This is a genomic window from Photobacterium sp. J15 (assembly GCF_963870815.1).
In the GTDB taxonomy this organism is placed as follows: Bacteria; Pseudomonadota; Gammaproteobacteria; order Enterobacterales; family Vibrionaceae; genus Photobacterium; species Photobacterium marinum.
On sequence record NZ_CAWMUI010000001.1, the window covers coordinates 110,033 to 124,982 of the forward strand.

At 49.4% G+C, this 14,950-nt stretch carries 13 protein-coding genes; 9 read left to right on the forward strand and 4 right to left on the reverse strand.

Going from position 1 to position 14,950, the window contains the following annotated elements; genetic code table 11:
* Positions 1-135: 135 nt before the first annotated feature.
* Positions 136-825 (forward strand): 7-cyano-7-deazaguanine/7-aminomethyl-7-deazaguanine transporter, encoded by a 690-nt coding sequence (locus AACQ93_RS00540; RefSeq protein ID WP_198160088.1) that lies wholly within the window; start codon positions 136-138, stop codon positions 823-825.
* An 89-nt stretch (positions 826-914) separates the two neighbouring features.
* Positions 915-1,352, forward strand: a complete 438-nt coding sequence (locus AACQ93_RS00545) for a GNAT family N-acetyltransferase (RefSeq protein ID WP_064606428.1) — start codon at positions 915-917, stop codon at positions 1,350-1,352.
* Positions 1,353-1,606: 254 nt separating this feature from the next.
* Here the strand turns inward: AACQ93_RS00545 and elbB are convergent, their stop codons facing one another.
* Positions 1,607-2,257 carry an isoprenoid biosynthesis glyoxalase ElbB gene (gene elbB / locus AACQ93_RS00550; RefSeq protein ID WP_064601553.1) on the reverse strand — a complete coding sequence of 217 codons (651 nt, stop codon included), beginning with the start codon at positions 2,255-2,257 and terminating at the stop codon, positions 1,607-1,609.
* Positions 2,258-2,585: 328 nt separating this feature from the next.
* Here elbB and polA point away from each other — a divergent pair, with 328 nt between their 5' ends.
* The gene (polA, locus tag AACQ93_RS00555; protein ID WP_064601554.1) at positions 2,586-5,357 is read left to right on the forward strand and encodes a DNA polymerase I; all 2,772 of its coding nucleotides are present in this window, start codon (positions 2,586-2,588) and stop codon (positions 5,355-5,357) included.
* 194 nt (positions 5,358-5,551) lie between these two features.
* A complete protein-coding gene (locus tag AACQ93_RS25425; RefSeq protein WP_438616993.1) occupies positions 5,552-5,599 on the forward strand; it encodes a hypothetical protein in 48 nt (15 codons plus the stop codon).
* A 735-nt stretch (positions 5,600-6,334) separates the two neighbouring features.
* Here the strand turns inward: AACQ93_RS25425 and yihA are convergent.
* Positions 6,335-7,000 (reverse strand): ribosome biogenesis GTP-binding protein YihA/YsxC, encoded by a 666-nt coding sequence (gene yihA / locus AACQ93_RS00560; protein WP_007471066.1) that lies wholly within the window; start codon positions 6,998-7,000, stop codon positions 6,335-6,337.
* Positions 7,001-7,157: 157 nt separating this feature from the next.
* Between yihA and AACQ93_RS00565 the strand changes: the two genes are divergently transcribed.
* Entirely contained in the window at positions 7,158-7,775 is a 618-nt protein-coding gene (locus AACQ93_RS00565) for a c-type cytochrome (protein WP_064601555.1), read from the forward strand.
* A gap of 554 nt (positions 7,776-8,329) precedes the next feature.
* On the opposite strand, the gene AACQ93_RS00570 is transcribed toward AACQ93_RS00565, so the two are convergent.
* On the reverse strand, positions 8,330-8,617 hold the full coding sequence (locus AACQ93_RS00570) for a hypothetical protein (RefSeq protein WP_007471069.1): 288 nt from the start codon (positions 8,615-8,617) through the stop codon (positions 8,330-8,332).
* 55 nt (positions 8,618-8,672) lie between these two features.
* Between AACQ93_RS00570 and AACQ93_RS00575 the strand changes: the two genes are divergently transcribed.
* The 4 genes from AACQ93_RS00575 (at position 8,673) to hemN (ending at position 11,919) form a co-directional block, all read left to right on the forward strand.
* Positions 8,673-9,314 (forward strand): class I SAM-dependent methyltransferase, encoded by a 642-nt coding sequence (locus AACQ93_RS00575; protein WP_064601556.1) that lies wholly within the window; start codon positions 8,673-8,675, stop codon positions 9,312-9,314.
* Complete coding sequence (gene yihI, locus AACQ93_RS00580) at positions 9,314-9,859, forward strand: Der GTPase-activating protein YihI (protein ID WP_064601557.1); 546 nt, start codon at positions 9,314-9,316, stop codon at positions 9,857-9,859. The genes AACQ93_RS00575 and yihI overlap by 1 nt, the downstream gene beginning before the upstream one ends.
* A 12-nt stretch (positions 9,860-9,871) precedes the next feature.
* Positions 9,872-10,342: a DUF2489 domain-containing protein gene (locus tag AACQ93_RS00585; protein WP_036801620.1), complete on the forward strand. Its 471-nt coding sequence runs from the start codon at positions 9,872-9,874 to the stop codon at positions 10,340-10,342.
* Positions 10,343-10,545: 203 nt separating this feature from the next.
* Positions 10,546-11,919 (forward strand): oxygen-independent coproporphyrinogen III oxidase, encoded by a 1,374-nt coding sequence (hemN, locus tag AACQ93_RS00590; protein WP_064601558.1) that lies wholly within the window; start codon positions 10,546-10,548, stop codon positions 11,917-11,919.
* A gap of 486 nt (positions 11,920-12,405) precedes the next feature.
* Here hemN and AACQ93_RS00595 read toward each other — a convergent pair whose 3' ends face one another.
* On the reverse strand, positions 12,406-14,928 hold the full coding sequence (locus tag AACQ93_RS00595) for a bifunctional diguanylate cyclase/phosphodiesterase (protein WP_064601559.1): 2,523 nt from the start codon (positions 14,926-14,928) through the stop codon (positions 12,406-12,408).
* Positions 14,929-14,950: the final 22 nt, after the last annotated feature.

Consider the following 14,950-nt stretch of genomic DNA (forward strand, 5'->3'; position numbering starts at 1 on the left):
TGTGTTCAGTTTGATTTTTAGCTGGGCAACGTAAGTGGTTAATGTATAATCGCCGCTTCGGTTGCTGCGGTCGAGCCTGATCGCCCGGCGGCAGTGTTTTGGGTTCCCTCTCCCCCAATGACAAAAAGGTCTTACATGACTGCATCTCAATTTTCATTCGCGCAGCAGCGCAAAGCCCTTTCGATTCTGGTTGTCTTCCACCTGCTGGTTATTGCTTCAAGTAATTATCTGGTGCAATTGCCGTTTACCATCTTTGGCTTCCACACGACCTGGGGCGCATTTACCTTCCCGTTTATTTTCCTGGCGACGGATCTGACCGTACGGATTTTCGGTGCTTCGATGGCACGTCAGATCATCCTGCGGGTGATGGCTCCGGCTCTGGTGATCTCCTATGTTCTTTCGGTGTTGTTCTACCAGGGGGAATATCAGGGCTGGTCACATTTAGCTGAGTTCAATCTGTTTGTTGCTCGGATCGCGATAGCCAGCTTTATGGCATATCTGCTGGGCCAGATCATGGATGTTTCGGTATTTAACCGCCTGCGTCAGACCAAGCAGTGGTGGGTGGCGCCGACCTGCTCGACCATCTTTGGTAATGCTCTGGATACGATTGCTTTCTTTGCAATTGCTTTCTACAACAGCCCGGATCCGTTCATGGCGGAAAACTGGGTGGAAATTGCACTGGTGGATTACAGCTTCAAGATGATCATCAGCCTGAGCCTGTTTGTTCCGCTTTACGGTGTGTTGCTGAATTATCTGATCAAGCGCCTGACGACCATTCGTCCAAAGGCCGGAGCGCAGCAGGACTGGATACCGACAGAACAATAATCGGTACCTGATTATTAAAACGTTTGGTATTACACTGAGAAGCCGGCCTTGAGCCGGCTTTTTTGTGTGAATCGGCAGGGAGAAAAATGATGAAGATACGTCAGACAGATATTGCTGAAGCGGTAACGGTACTGGCCCGGATTAAGGAGTTTGCTTCTCCTGCTGATGAAGCTGCGCTGGAAGCCAGGCTAAAAGGCCGCGAGCCCCTGATCCTGGTCGCGGAGAAAGACGGTCAGTTAGTCGGAGTGAAGATTGGCTACCGTTTGTCTGAAACCTGCTTCTATAGCTGGTTGGGTGGCGTCGCGCCGGAAGGGCGTTGTAGCGGTGTCGCTCAGGCACTGCTGGAGGCCCAGGAAGCTTGGGTAGCCGAGCAGGGGTATCAAGAGCTGCGGGTGAAATCGCGTAACCGTTTTCCGGCTATGTTGCGTTTGTTACTGAGAAATAGCTATCTCATTGAACACATGGAGAAAAAAGACGGAATTGAAGATTATAGGTTACATTTTGTGAAGTCGCTGGCAATTAAATGACAATAATTCTCAACAAAATGCTTGCAAAGCAAATGAGAATGGTTATTATTAACTGGCACTCAGCGAGGGAGGAAAGCAAAACGGCTCCCTTGTTTGAAGGCACGACATTGCTCACATTGCTTCCAGTGTACTTCAGCTATGGTCGGTTTTTAGTGTAGGGCTGAAAACGAACACCAATTCTGCTGGGCGGCGCTCCCCAAAGTAGCGCCGCTTTTCTTTATCTACCGTTTGTAAAAACGTTCTCTTTGATCCCGCTAAGCTAATTTCACCAGTTCCTTTACCAGCTTATTGATCCCACTGGCCGCTTCACTGATGCTGCTTGCCTGCATGTAGGCAGGGGTAGTCAGGATACGGCGCTTCTGATCAAGAACATAGTCATCAACAGGGCAGTTAATATGTTCTCCTCCCATTTTGTTAAATGCGTGAGCGGTATCCGCATCATAGCCAATGGTTCCTTTGGCCCCTGGTCCGTAAATGGCAGGGATCATTACCGGGGCGATACATAAAAAGCCTGCAGGTTTCTCTTCTTTCGCGAATTCCTGGCAGGCTCTTTTGACTTCCGGGTTAATCTCGCAACCAGCACCGGTAAAGGCAAAGTCGGACAAATTCTTGGCTGCGCCAAAGCCGCCCGGCAGCAGTAAGCCGTCATAGTCAGCGGCTTTGAGGTTTTCAATATTTTCAATGTTGCCGCGGGCAATGCGGGCGGCTTCGATCAAGACATTGCGTTTCTCATCCATTTCTTCACCAGTCAGGTGATTGATGACATGGTGCTGAGCAATATTTGGTGCAAAACAATGCCAGCTTGCCCCTTCTTGCTCAATCGCATGAAGGGCCAGTACTGCCTCGTGGATTTCTGTTCCGTCAAATACTCCTGAGCCGCTCAAAATAACCGCAATCTTCTTCATATTGGCTTCCTTTATGGTCAGAATTGTCTAATTTTACACCCAGTAAAGCTTATTTCAGATCGGTCTGTTAACTTTTTCCACAATTAATGATCATTTTAGGATCGAGGATCCATTTTTGCATTAGATCTTAAGTTGTTGATTAATATTGGTTTGTTTGAAAATTGATTATTTTTTATGAATTCTGATCAACGGGTATAAATTAAATACTAACAAAGTTATCCACAGATTAAGCTTGGTTGGTGGAAAACATTCAGTAGTTAACAGTTGCCTGTTGTCGTGGCATCCTAGTGTCCTAATTCCTTCATCCCCTGGATATAAGAATATCTTTATGGCAACTATCCCAGAAAATCCACTTATTCTGATTGACGGATCATCCTACCTGTACCGTGCCTATCACGCGGCACCGAACTTCACCAATTCAGATGGCGAACCGACGGGTGCTGTCTATGGCGTAGTTAATATGCTGCGTAGCATGTTGCGCCAGTATGCAACCGAGCATGTAGCGGTGATCTTTGATGCAAAAGGCAAAACTTTCCGTGATGAGATCTACCCTGAGTATAAGGCGCATCGTCCGCCAATGCCGGATGATCTGCGCGGTCAGATCGAACCCTTGCATGCGGTGATCAAAGCAATGGGACTGCCATTGATCTCGGTGTCCGGGGTAGAGGCGGATGATGTGATCGGTACGTTGGCGACTCAGGCGTCGAAAGCGGGTATGCCGGTATTGATCAGTACCGGTGATAAGGATATGGCGCAGTTGGTGGATCCGAATGTTACTTTGATCAACACCATGACGGACGTAGTGATGGATCCGGCCGGGGTTGTGGATAAGTTCGGTATCGGCCCTGAGCTGATTATCGACTACCTTGCCCTGATGGGTGATAAGGTCGATAACATTCCGGGTGTACCGGGTGTGGGTGAGAAGACGGCGAAGGCGTTGCTGACCGGTATCGGTGGCCTGGATGCGCTGTATGCCAACCTGGATGATATCCCGGCGCTTGGTTTTCGTGGTTCGAAAACCATGCCGAAAAAGCTCGAAGAGCATAAAGAAGCGGCTTACCTGTCTTATGAGCTGGCTACCATTAAGTTGGATGTTGAGCTGGATGTAACACCGGATCAGCTGCGCAAAGGTGAGCCGGATACCGATGAACTGACCAAACTGTTCGGCAAGCTGCAGTTCCGCCGCTGGTTGTCGGAAATGCTGGATGGCAGTGACGGCAAAATTGTTGCTGACGAGAAAGCGGCTTCTGCCCCGGCAGAGAAAAAGCCGGTTGCACCTGTGATTGACCGCAGCGGTTATGAGACGGTGCTGGATGAAGCGTCATTCAACACTTGGCTGGAAATTCTGAAGTCCTCGGAGGTATTTGCCTTTGATACTGAAACGGATGGTTTGGATTACATGACGGCAAACCTGGTCGGTGTGTCGTTTGCGGCAGAAGAAGGCAAAGCCGCTTATGTCCCTGTCGCCCATGACTACCTGGATGCGCCGGCTCAGCTGGATCGCGATTGGGTATTGGCGCAGCTGAAGCCGTTGCTGGAAGATCCGCAGCAGGCCAAGGTCGGTCAGAATCTGAAATTCGACGCCAGCATCCTGGCACGCTATGACATTGGGATGCAGGGCATTAAGTTCGATACCATGCTGGAATCTTATGTGTTTAACAGTGTGGTCGGCCGTCATGATATGGACAGCCTGGCACTGCGTTATCTGGAACATAAGACGATCAGCTTTGAAGAAATTGCAGGTAAAGGTAAGAAGCAGCTGACCTTCAACCAAATCGACCTGGAGCAAGCCGGCCCGTATGCGGCTGAAGATGCGGATATTACTTTGCGTCTGCATAACCTGCTGATCGAAAAAGTGAATGCGGATGAGAAGCTGAAGTCGGTTTTCGAAGATATTGAGATGCCGCTGGTGCCTGTACTGTCTCGTATGGAGCGTACCGGGGTGCTGATTGACAGCATGCAGCTCAGTGCCCAGTCGGCAGAAATTGCAGCCCGCCTGGATGAGCTTGAGCAGAAGGCATACGAAATCGCCGAGCAAGAGTTCAACTTAAGCTCACCTAAACAGCTGCAGGCGATCCTGTTTGAAAAAATGGGACTGCCGGTACTGAAGAAAACGCCGTCAGGCGCGCCGTCGACAAACGAAGAAGTGTTGCAGGAACTGGCGCTGGACTACCCGCTGCCGAAGCTGATCTTGGAATATCGCGGTCTGGCCAAACTGAAGTCCACTTATACTGACAAGTTGCCGAAGATGGTTAATCCGGCGACCGGTCGTGTTCATACTTCATATCACCAGGCGGTGACGGCAACCGGTCGTCTGTCGTCCAGTGATCCTAACCTGCAGAATATCCCTGTTCGTAACGAAGAAGGCCGTCGTATCCGTCAGGCATTCATCGCTCCGACTGGCTACAAGGTACTGGCTGTCGACTACTCGCAGATTGAGCTGCGTATCATGGCCCACCTGTCTGGTGATAAGGCGCTGGTGGATGCGTTCAAACACGGTAAAGATATCCACGCAGCAACGGCAGCGGAAATTCTGGGTCTGCCGATTGAATCGGTTACCAGTGAGCAGCGTCGTCGCGCCAAAGCGATTAACTTTGGTTTGATCTACGGTATGAGTGCCTTTGGCCTGGCTAAGCAACTGGATATGGGGCGTAACGAAGCGCAGGAATATATGAATGTGTACTTCGAGCGCTACCCGGGCGTGCTGGAATACATGGAAAGCACCCGTATAGCTGCCAGCGAGCAGGGTTATGTTGAAACCCTGTTCGGTCGCCGCCTGTACCTGCCGGACATTAAGTCCCGCAACGGAATGCGCCGTAAAGCGGCTGAACGTGCGGCGATCAACGCACCGATGCAGGGGACGGCTGCCGATATCATCAAGCGCGCGATGGTGATGGTTGATGAGTGGGTTGAACAGCAGGAACCGGGTCGTGTACGTTTGTTAATGCAAGTTCATGACGAACTTGTTTTTGAAGTACAGGAATCAGAGCTGGAAAGCGTGTCGGCTGAAATCCGTCGTCTGATGGAATCGGCAGCAGAATTGGACGTGCCTTTGATTGCTGAAGCTGGTTCTGGCGATAACTGGGACCAAGCCCACTAAGGCTTTTTAACCGCAAAATTGCCTTTTTTAAATCATAGCCAGCCAAGTGCTGGCTATTTTTTTATGAGAAATAATCAATAAGAAAATTACTATTTGTATAATTGAGTTACGAGAAAATGAAAAAAAACTACAAAAATGTCTTTTAAAATCTGTGCATTTGATATACAGTTAACGGCGTAGGGTACAGAGGTAAGATGTTCTATCTTTCAGACCTTTTGTTTCACGTTATTGGATTTGGCTGATTCAGCCGCCCTGGCCATTTGGCCAGGGCGTTTTTTATTTTGGGCCGCCAAAACTCTTCGCTCCTGTCTTTTTTACTCTTTCTTTTCTCTTTAATACCACCTTTTCTTTCTTTTTCTGCTGTTTTAACCAGCAGTTCTTAAGTTTCTGCTTAAAACATATGCGCATTGTTGCAATTTGAGTAATTGGGACATTTTTATCTTATCCCATTTAATATCTTTAACGATTTGCGCCTTAGCTCACTCTTTGTTGTTTGTTTAGAGTAATTACTTTAATTATTAGTATGAGGTGGGTATAATTATTCACGCTTCTTGTTCATATTTGTTATTGGTAGCGGGTCTGATACCGGCTAGCCAACAAATCCATGAAATAGCCACTCTCTGCTTGGGGTGGCTTTTTTTTCACCTGTCATATCTTAAATCTGTAATTAAATTCCATAATTAGCGCATGAGAAAGACATCTTTTGTTACTTATTTTGCATGAAAAACTAATTGAGGCAGGTTTTGTGGCTAAAGCCTTAAAAGTTGATGTTTTGTGGCGGGAAATACGGTCAGGAAGGCGAAATTAGTGATGGAAAAATAAACAAAAGCCGGATAAAAAACTTGCGTTGGTTTGGGAAATCATTGATCCTTTTAGGACAAAAATAAAAACCTCCTATTTCTCTCCCGTTGCCCCACCTGGAAGGTGGGGAATTTTTATGGCCCTGAAAACAGAGCCATAATCACGCCGGTTATTGCTTATTCGGCATCGTCGTCAAGAAACGCTTCTTCACTTTCCAGCAGTGCCTGTTGACGCTCCAGCTCAGGGGCGAACCAGCTGTCCAGCTTGCGGCGAACCTGATCAACACCAAGGCCTTTCAGAGAAGAGAACACTTCAACCTGAACGTCGCCGCCGAAGGCCAGTGAAGTTTCACGTACTTTCATTAGCTGCTGCTTGCGAGCACCGCTTTTCAGTTTGTCTGCTTTCGTCAGTAGAACCAGCACCGGCAGGCGGCTCTCAACGGCCCAGCTGATCATTTGCTGGTCAAGATCCTTCATCGGGTGGCGGATATCCATCAGTACCACTAGGCCTTGCAGGCATTCGCGTTTCTGCAGGTATTCACCCAGTGACTTTTGCCACTTCAGTTTCATTTCCAGCGGAACCTGGGCAAAGCCGTAGCCAGGCAGGTCAATCAGGTTACAGCCGTTAACAACTTCAAACATGTTGATCAGCTGGGTACGGCCCGGTGTTTTAGAGGTACGTGCCAGGCTTTTCTGATCGGTAATGCGGTTCAGGGCACTCGACTTGCCTGCGTTGGAGCGGCCAGCAAATGCGATCTCAACGCCTGTGTCGTTTGGCAAGTGGCGGATGTCCGGTGCACTTGTGATGAATCTTGTGTTTCTATAGTTGAGAGGTTGATTCACTGTTAACTCCGTCAAGTCTTTATGTAGTCAACTGATTACTTTTATGTGAAAAGGTGTAAAATATAAGCAACCATGTTTGGTTTGTGGTCGCATTGTATACCATGTAACTGAGCATTACTTGTGGTACTGGAAGCTCAATAATTATAAACGGAATGTCATGAAGAAATTAGCACTGATATTGACTCTTCTTGCCAGTTGCTCAACCTGGGCCCAAGGAGACGCAGAAGCTGGAAAAGCAAAAGCCGCAACGTGTGCCGCCTGTCATGGTGCAGATGGTAACGGCATAATGGCGCAATACCCTAAAATCGCTGGTCAGCATCCCGGTTATCTTGAGAAACAGCTGAAAGATTTCAAGCTGGGTATGACCACAGGAGGCAAGCAGGGCCGTAATGATCCAGTGATGGGCGGGATGGCAATGCCGCTCAATGAACAGGATATGGCTGATCTGGCTGCTTACTATGCCAGCCTGCCAATTTCAGACAATACGACTCCCGAATCATCCATTGAAACTGGTCAGGCGCTTTACCGCTTCGGTGATGCTGAGCGCGGGATCGCTGCTTGTACGGCCTGCCATGGGCCGCGTGGCAACGGAACCAGCCTGTCAGGTTTTCCTAAAATATCCGGTCAGAATGCTGAATACGTAAAATTGCAGCTGGAAAAATTCCGTGGCGGTCAGCGCATGAATGATATGAATGCCATGATGCGCTCTGTTGCCGCTAAACTCACCGATGATGAAATTACCGCTTTATCTCAGTACGTCGGTGGGCTGCATTAATTGTGTGGATTTGTGAAAAACCATTAACAATCTCATCGAATAAAAAAGGCAGCTCTGGCTGCCTTTTTAGTACTTGGAGCAAAAATAGTCAGACACTGCGGCGGTTTTGTCCTGCAAGTTAATAACAAAATTGTCGATAGCGGAGAGAAAAGCTGACCGGTTTGTAAGAGATCGACCATTCGATGCGGACGATGATGATGAAAGGAACGGAAGATATTTTATTCCGCTACTGATTTATCAGTAACTTAGGTTGAGTGAAAGATTATTTCAATAAATGAGCTTAAGTGAGCAACCTTGTATCAGACCTGAATCGGCGTAAAGTAAGCGTTGTCGACAGGGAGTGCGACGAAGGATTGGAAAGCGCCATGATGGCATAGGCATGAAGCCTGAAGGATTCACAGGACGTCTGGCCAGGAGGCCGGGAAGTTCGCAAGATGCGTAGGATTCGTCAGGAAGACGCTTACGGAAAAGAAAAGGTACACGACGGAAAGTGTACCCACAGGGATGGTGAAATGGGTTACCGGGACGGGTAACACGCTTTATGGAAAAGCCGGTTAGGGATTAACCGTAGCAACAGGATGTTGTCGCAAGGACGGTGAAAATTCATCAGGATGATGAAAAACAATAAACGTTGGCAGGGAAAGCACTAATAACAACAGGATTGTTGTCTGACCGGGATGTTTCATACTGGTTAAGGACTGACTAGACAGGATAAAGCCAGCAATGGCGACATACAGAGCGACAGGTGAAAACCTGTCGCTTTTTTCTTTTCTGCGCCCGTATTCTTCGTGGTGCAAAAGTGCACACTTCTCCATCAAATCTGCTATGATACCCGGCTTCATTTAAGCCGCCCCGCCGTTAAGCTGAGGGCTGGCTGGATACAGGAGTCAGAAAGTCATGCCAACCTGCCCGCTGTGTAATAGCCCATCGGCCGGTACATTCCACCAGGATAAGCGTCGGACGTATTTTCGCTGCACTGAATGTGCACTGATTTTCGCTGATCCTGATGTATTGCTGCCACCGGAAGAGGAAAAGGCAGTTTATGACCAGCATGAGAATAACCCGGAAGATCAGGGGTATCGCCGTTTTCTCGATCGCCTGGTGGCACCTTTGACCGAACGCCTAGGACCGGCTCAGCTGGACGGGCTGGATTTTGGTTGCGGACCGGGCCCGACACTTTCCGTTATGCTGGAAGAGATGGGGTATAATATGGCGATCTATGATCCGTATTTTGCCCATGAGCCGACAGCGCTGGAACGGCAGTATGACTTTGTCACCTGTACAGAAGCGATCGAACATTTTTATACGCCTGCGAAGGAATGGGGGCAGTTGCTCGACATGGTGAAACCCGGCGGATGGCTGGGACTGATGACCAAGTTAGCCAGAGATCTCGATGCCTTTGTGAACTGGCATTATAAGAACGACCCAACCCACGTGAGCTTTTTCAGCCGTGAGACCTTCCACTATCTGGCACAGCGTGATGGCCTGGAAGTCGAGTTTGTTGGAAATGATGTAATTTTGCTGAGGAAAACCCAGTAATGACCCGTAAAAGAAAAAGCCGTAAGCCTGGTTCTGAAGGACCGGCGTTATACCAAGAGAAAAGCGTAACTCAGCTAGATCAAGAAGGCCGTAAACGCCAGAAAGATAAGAAGCGCAAAGGCCAGAAGGCGGGTAGTCGCCACTCTGTAGCCCAAGTGGAAAAAGCAAGAACACAGGGTCAGCGTAAAGACCCGCGTATCGGCAGTAAAAAGCCGGTGCCTCTGATTGTTGATACTAAGCCAGCAACTAAGAAAGAGCGCCGTATGAGCGCCGAGCAAGAACTGGCTATGCTGGAAAATGATGCTCAGCTGATGGTATTGCTCGATCGCATCGAAGCCGGTGAGAAGCTGGGTGCCGGTCTGCAGAAGCAGGTAGATCAGAAGCTGGATCGCATTGAGCAACTGATGAACCAGCTGGGCTTGCTGGAAGAAGACGATGAGCCGGAAATGGCACCGGTGGCTCGTGTTTCTTCAGATGACGATCTGCTGGATCAGTTTGAAAACATGGAATTCGACTCGTTTGAAGATTCATTCGATAAGGAGTAACCCTTGCAGGATATGACGCTTTGGTTAGGACTGGCCGGTACCATTGTTGCCGTGCTGGCGACGTATGCCGGTTACTTGTTATTTAAACTGTACCAGCAGCATACCCGCCACAAGGCCTTCCTTGAGCGAGCTGCCCTTCAGCAGGCTGAGCAGATTAAACAGCGCAATGCCAATATCATGGACAGCGTGTTCATTATTGCTGAGGCCGGTAAGCAGGATCAGTGCGACATGTCTGAGATTTCCATCCGCCTTTATAAGCTGATGGAAGTCTTGCAGGGCGAGCAGGCGGTTGATTTTTCCGGCCTGTATCCGGCGATGACCGAGCTTTACCATGTGGTGAAAGACATGCCGCGTGGTGATGCTCGTAAGACGCTGCAGAAGAAAGAGCGAATGAAGCTTGATCTGGAGCGGATGAAAGCCGAAGCTCGTTTGCTTGACGATATAAAGCAAGAGCTGGACGCCATTCTGGCACTGAAGCCATAAATCAGAAAACGTGGTTTAGTGCTTGATTATCCTCATCTATACTGAAGATATCAGTGTAGATGAGGGGATACCCTACACCCCTGTCATTGAGTCCGATATCATTTTCGGCTTAGTGAACAAGTAAAACATCTACAATACCGACCAGGTTATGGCACACTTGGTTTTTGCAACTTATTCCCCCAGACGATTAGTGGAAGTATGTCATGTCACATGAGCAGATAATTTGGGATCAGGCGCTGATAGAAAAATATAACTATTCCGGTCCCCGCTATACCTCATACCCGACCGCCCTTGAGTTTCATGAAGCCTTTACCTCGGCGGAATTTGATATGGCATGCGCTCAATACCCCGAGCGTAACCTTTCACTGTATGTCCATATTCCGTTTTGTCACAAGCTTTGCTACTACTGCGGCTGTAACAAGATCATCACCCGTCACCAGCACAAGGCCGATCAGTACCTCGATGCCCTGGAGCAGGAAATCCGCCAGCGCGCGAGCCTGCTCGGTGATCGCAAGGTCAGCCAGCTGCACTGGGGCGGTGGTACACCAACTTTCCTGACCAAGGCGCAAATCAGCCGCCTGGTCGGTTTGTTGCGCGATCAGTTTGATTTTGCCGATGATGCTGAAATCAGTATCGAAATCGACCCGCGCGAAATTGAACTGGATATGCTGGATCACCTGCGAGCCGAGGGCTTCAACCGCGTGAGTATCGGGGTGCAGGACTTTAACAAAGAAGTGCAGCAGCTGGTTAACCGTGAGCAGGACGAGGCATTTATCTTTGCTCTTGTTGAGCGGGCGAAGCAGCTGGGTTTCCGCTCGACCAACCTGGATCTGATTTATGGTCTGCCGAAACAGAATCAGGAGCGCTTTGCCGAAACGCTGAAACAGGTGCTGACAATGAAACCGGGTCGGCTGTCAGTATTTAACTATGCTCATATGCCTAAGCTGTTTGCTGCGCAGCGTAAAATTCATGACGCAGACCTGCCTGGCGCGAATGAGAAGCTGGCAATTTTGCAAGATACCATCGCAACCTTGACCGGAGCCGGTTACCAGTTTATCGGTATGGACCATTTTGCTCTGCCGGATGATGAGCTGGCTGTTGCTCAGCGTAATGGTGTGCTGCACCGCAACTTCCAAGGCTATACCACTCAGGGCGACTGTGACCTGTTGGGGCTGGGGGTATCGGCGATTTCTATGATTGGTGACTGTTATGCTCAGAACCAGAAAGAGCTGAAGAAATATTACGCCAGCGTGGACGAACAGCGCGAAGCGCTGTGGAAAGGTGTTTCGCTGGATGCTGACGATCTGCTGCGCCGTGAAGTGATTAAATCGCTGATTTGTAACTTCCAGCTGGACATGCAGGATATTGAGCAGCGTTTTGGCGTCGAATTTAAAATTTACTTTGCCGAAGATATTGAGCTGCTGCAGACTTTCATCAATGATGAGCTGGTGACAGTTGATGAGCGCTACATTCAGGTTACCCTGAAAGGTCGCTTATTGATTCGTAACATCTGCATGTGTTTCGACAAGTACCTGCGCGATCGTGCCCGCCAGCAGCAGTTCTCTCGCGTGATCTGACGCTAGAAAAAACGCCTGATATACAAAAGCCCTCACGACTTAGGTTACAGAACCTGAGTCGTGAGGGCTTTTTTGATCAACGGGGTTATCAGCCGTTAAACATGTTTACGGCGGCTATTAGTGCCAATACGCCAGCGGCAAAATGGCCCGGGCCATTGGCTGCAATATCATTGACAGCTGGCATAGCCACGCTAAATGAAAGAATACTTTCCAGCATGGGGAAATCTCACAGTATTTTTGATGGTGTTTGCGTGGATTGCTTAGAGCAGGACGCTGTTTTATTTCGCTTTAAGCCAGTGGAACGCTCGTCCTGAAAGTCTGGGATCGTTCAGGATCAGTTCTGGGACAGTGTTCCGTTGGCTTAAAGTGGACGTATTTTACTCGAAATTAGGCAAGATGGAATTGCTGTCGCTCAAAAAATAATCAATTGGTCAGTTTTGTGTAAAATATTTTATTAAAAACACTGGCAACATAACTGGCCGTAAATCAAACATGACTATCCTGTTCTACCGGCCATTCGCTCAATGGCTGCGGTCTGGCATAGTAGAACCCTTGGGCATAGTGGCAGCCAAGGCTTTTCAGCTGCTCGGCCTGGGCCTGAGTTTCAACCCCTTCAGCCACAACATCGGCATTGAAATTATTGGCTAAAGTAATGATGGCCGCGATTACCGGGGAATAGTTATCACCTTCGGTCAGTTGGCTGACAAAAGAGCGGTCGATTTTCAGGCTGTCGAAAGGTAGCTGGGTAAGGTAAGCCAGCGACGAGTAGCCGGTGCCGAAATCGTCGATGGCAATATGGATCCCGAGTTGACGTAGCTTTTGCAGGGCTTGGGTTGCCTGTTGAGGGCGGCTGACCAAATGGGACTCGGTCAGCTCCAGGGTCAGGTTGGTTGCCGGCAGCTTAGTTTGTTTCAGTATCTCTTTGGTCTGTTCGGCAAAGTTAGCCTGCATCAGCTGGCGGACCGAGACGTTCACATGCAACATGAAATCCGGTGACCAGTCTTCCTGTTCAATCATCTGTCGGGTTTGCTGGCAGGCCTGGTGCAGGATTTGATAGCCTATTTCGATAATCATGCCGTTTTCTTCGGCCAGCGGAATAAATTGGGCCGGGGAAACAAGCCCGCGAGAAGGACTGCGCCAGCGAACCAGAGCCTCTGCACCACAGACTGTTGTGCCACTCAGGCTGATCAGGGGCTGAAAGTGAACTTCCAGTTCGTGGTTTTCCAGTGCCCGGTTGAGTTCGGCTGCCAGCCGGGTTTTTTCCAATGATGCTTCCAGCATTTTCGGTTCGAAATAGCATACTGGCTGATCATCCTGTCCTTTATTGTGATTGATCGCCAGGCTGGCATTACGCAGCCATTCCGACATACCACTCTGCGGCAGGATTCCCTGCACAACCCCGATACTGGCGGATACCATGACTTCAACACCGTTGACGATAAATGGCAGGTAGAAAGTACTCAGTAATTGGCGGGCTATTGCCTCCGCTTCACTTCGCTGACTGATCCCTGAGACCAGAATCGCAAACTCATCCCGCCCGACCCGGCCGAACAGCGCATTGTCGGGCAGGGTATTTTCCAGTCGGCGGGCGACAGAGACGAGCAGCTGATCGCCGTTGAGATGGCCAATACTGTCATTGATGTGTCTGAAGGCTTTCAGATCAATCAGTATCAGGGTGGCATTGTGTTCGGCATTCGGGTTTTTGGTGGCCTCAATGAGTCCTTCCCGGCTCAGCAGGCCGGTCAGGTCGTCATAGAGCACCTGCCTTCTCAGAGTATTGAAAGAGCGCTGAAGACGGGCAGACATGGCGGTAAAGGCCGATGCCAACTGATCGGTTTCCTGAAGCCTGAGAGCCGGGCGGACATCCACGGCCCAGTTGTTTTCACTTAGTGTCTGTGAAGCTTTGGCGATGTCGACTATCGGCTGGGTGATCCGTTTGATAACAAACAGGCCGATAAGCAGGCCAAGCCCCGCCATTAGTGCTGCAGCCAGCAGAGCGGTTTCTTGCTGTTCAGGCAAGTGACCGAGCAGGTTTTCTTCGGGCATGATCATAACTATTTGCCAGTCGAGGCCAAACTCATCACGATAAGGTGTTATACGGCTGAAATAACGGGTTTTATCATGTTCGAACTGAAATTCACTGACAACTTCTGTATCTGTCAGCTGTCGTTGGACCAGGATTTCCTGGCTGGCGGAGATCAGGACATCCGGTTGTGGTAACTGGGTTACGGGCTGGTTGTTGGGGGCCAGTCCAGAGCTGGCGATCAGTTTGCCCTGACGGTCAATGATGTAGGTACTGCCTGAGAAATTCCGGCTTTCACGGTTTAAGAAGCCATTGAGACGATTAAGGTTTATGTCGGTTACCATCATGCCGAGCAGGACTTGGCTCTCATCATCAATCACCGGGCTGACGGCGGATATCGTTAGGCTGAGATTTTCGTCCTGGTTGGTGTAGACATCAGCCCAGCCGGGCTTGAGGTCGCGGGTAAACGGCTGATACCAGGGACGGTTTGTCGGATCATAGCCTGCCAGTTTCAGGCTGGTGGAACTAAAATGGTTGGCACCGTTGAAAATATAAAGCTGATTGTCGGTGCGCCGGTCTTTCAGCATCAGGGATAATTGCTGGTCATTTTTACGGTAACCGACGAAGAATTTGTCTTTGCTGCCGAAGCCGATGGTTGTGATTTGCGGCTGGTGTATGTACAGCCTGGCCATAGCATCTTTGAGATAGGATTCCAGTCCGGTTAGTTTGGGTGGCTGATAAAGATGGTGGCGTTGAATACTGTCGGCTATGGTCAGGTTGGTGTTGAAGGGATCGCCTAAAAATACCCGCAGGTCGTTGCTGATACTTGCCGTATAGGAACGGAGCAACTTGCCGCTGACTTCAGTCAGCATGCGTTCATAGCTGTTTTGTTGGGAAATAGCGATAACCCCGACGGTCAGTACCATCAGCAGGGTAAACGGTGCCATTACCGCAAAGCGCAATGTCATCAGGCGGGGTCTGGGCATTGTCGAAGCTCAGTTCGTCGTA

Excerpts from the sequence above, each read along its gene's own strand:
- AACQ93_RS00540 (WP_198160088.1), top strand. The coding sequence starts at position 136 with ATGACTGCATCTCAATTTTCATTCGCGCAGCAGCGCAAAGCCCTTTCG.
- AACQ93_RS00545 (WP_064606428.1), top strand. The coding sequence starts at position 915 with ATGAAGATACGTCAGACAGATATTGCTGAAGCGGTAACGGTACTGGCC.
- elbB (WP_064601553.1), bottom strand. The coding sequence starts at position 2,257 with ATGAAGAAGATTGCGGTTATTTTGAGCGGCTCAGGAGTATTTGACGGA.
- polA (WP_064601554.1), top strand. The coding sequence starts at position 2,586 with ATGGCAACTATCCCAGAAAATCCACTTATTCTGATTGACGGATCATCC.
- AACQ93_RS00565 (WP_064601555.1), top strand. The coding sequence starts at position 7,158 with ATGAAGAAATTAGCACTGATATTGACTCTTCTTGCCAGTTGCTCAACC.
- AACQ93_RS00570 (WP_007471069.1), bottom strand. The coding sequence starts at position 8,617 with ATGAAGCCGGGTATCATAGCAGATTTGATGGAGAAGTGTGCACTTTTG.
- AACQ93_RS00575 (WP_064601556.1), top strand. The coding sequence starts at position 8,673 with ATGCCAACCTGCCCGCTGTGTAATAGCCCATCGGCCGGTACATTCCAC.
- yihI (WP_064601557.1), top strand. The coding sequence starts at position 9,314 with ATGACCCGTAAAAGAAAAAGCCGTAAGCCTGGTTCTGAAGGACCGGCG.
- AACQ93_RS00585 (WP_036801620.1), top strand. The coding sequence starts at position 9,872 with ATGACGCTTTGGTTAGGACTGGCCGGTACCATTGTTGCCGTGCTGGCG.
- hemN (WP_064601558.1), top strand. The coding sequence starts at position 10,546 with ATGTCACATGAGCAGATAATTTGGGATCAGGCGCTGATAGAAAAATAT.
- AACQ93_RS00595 (WP_064601559.1), bottom strand. The coding sequence starts at position 14,928 with ATGCCCAGACCCCGCCTGATGACATTGCGCTTTGCGGTAATGGCACCG.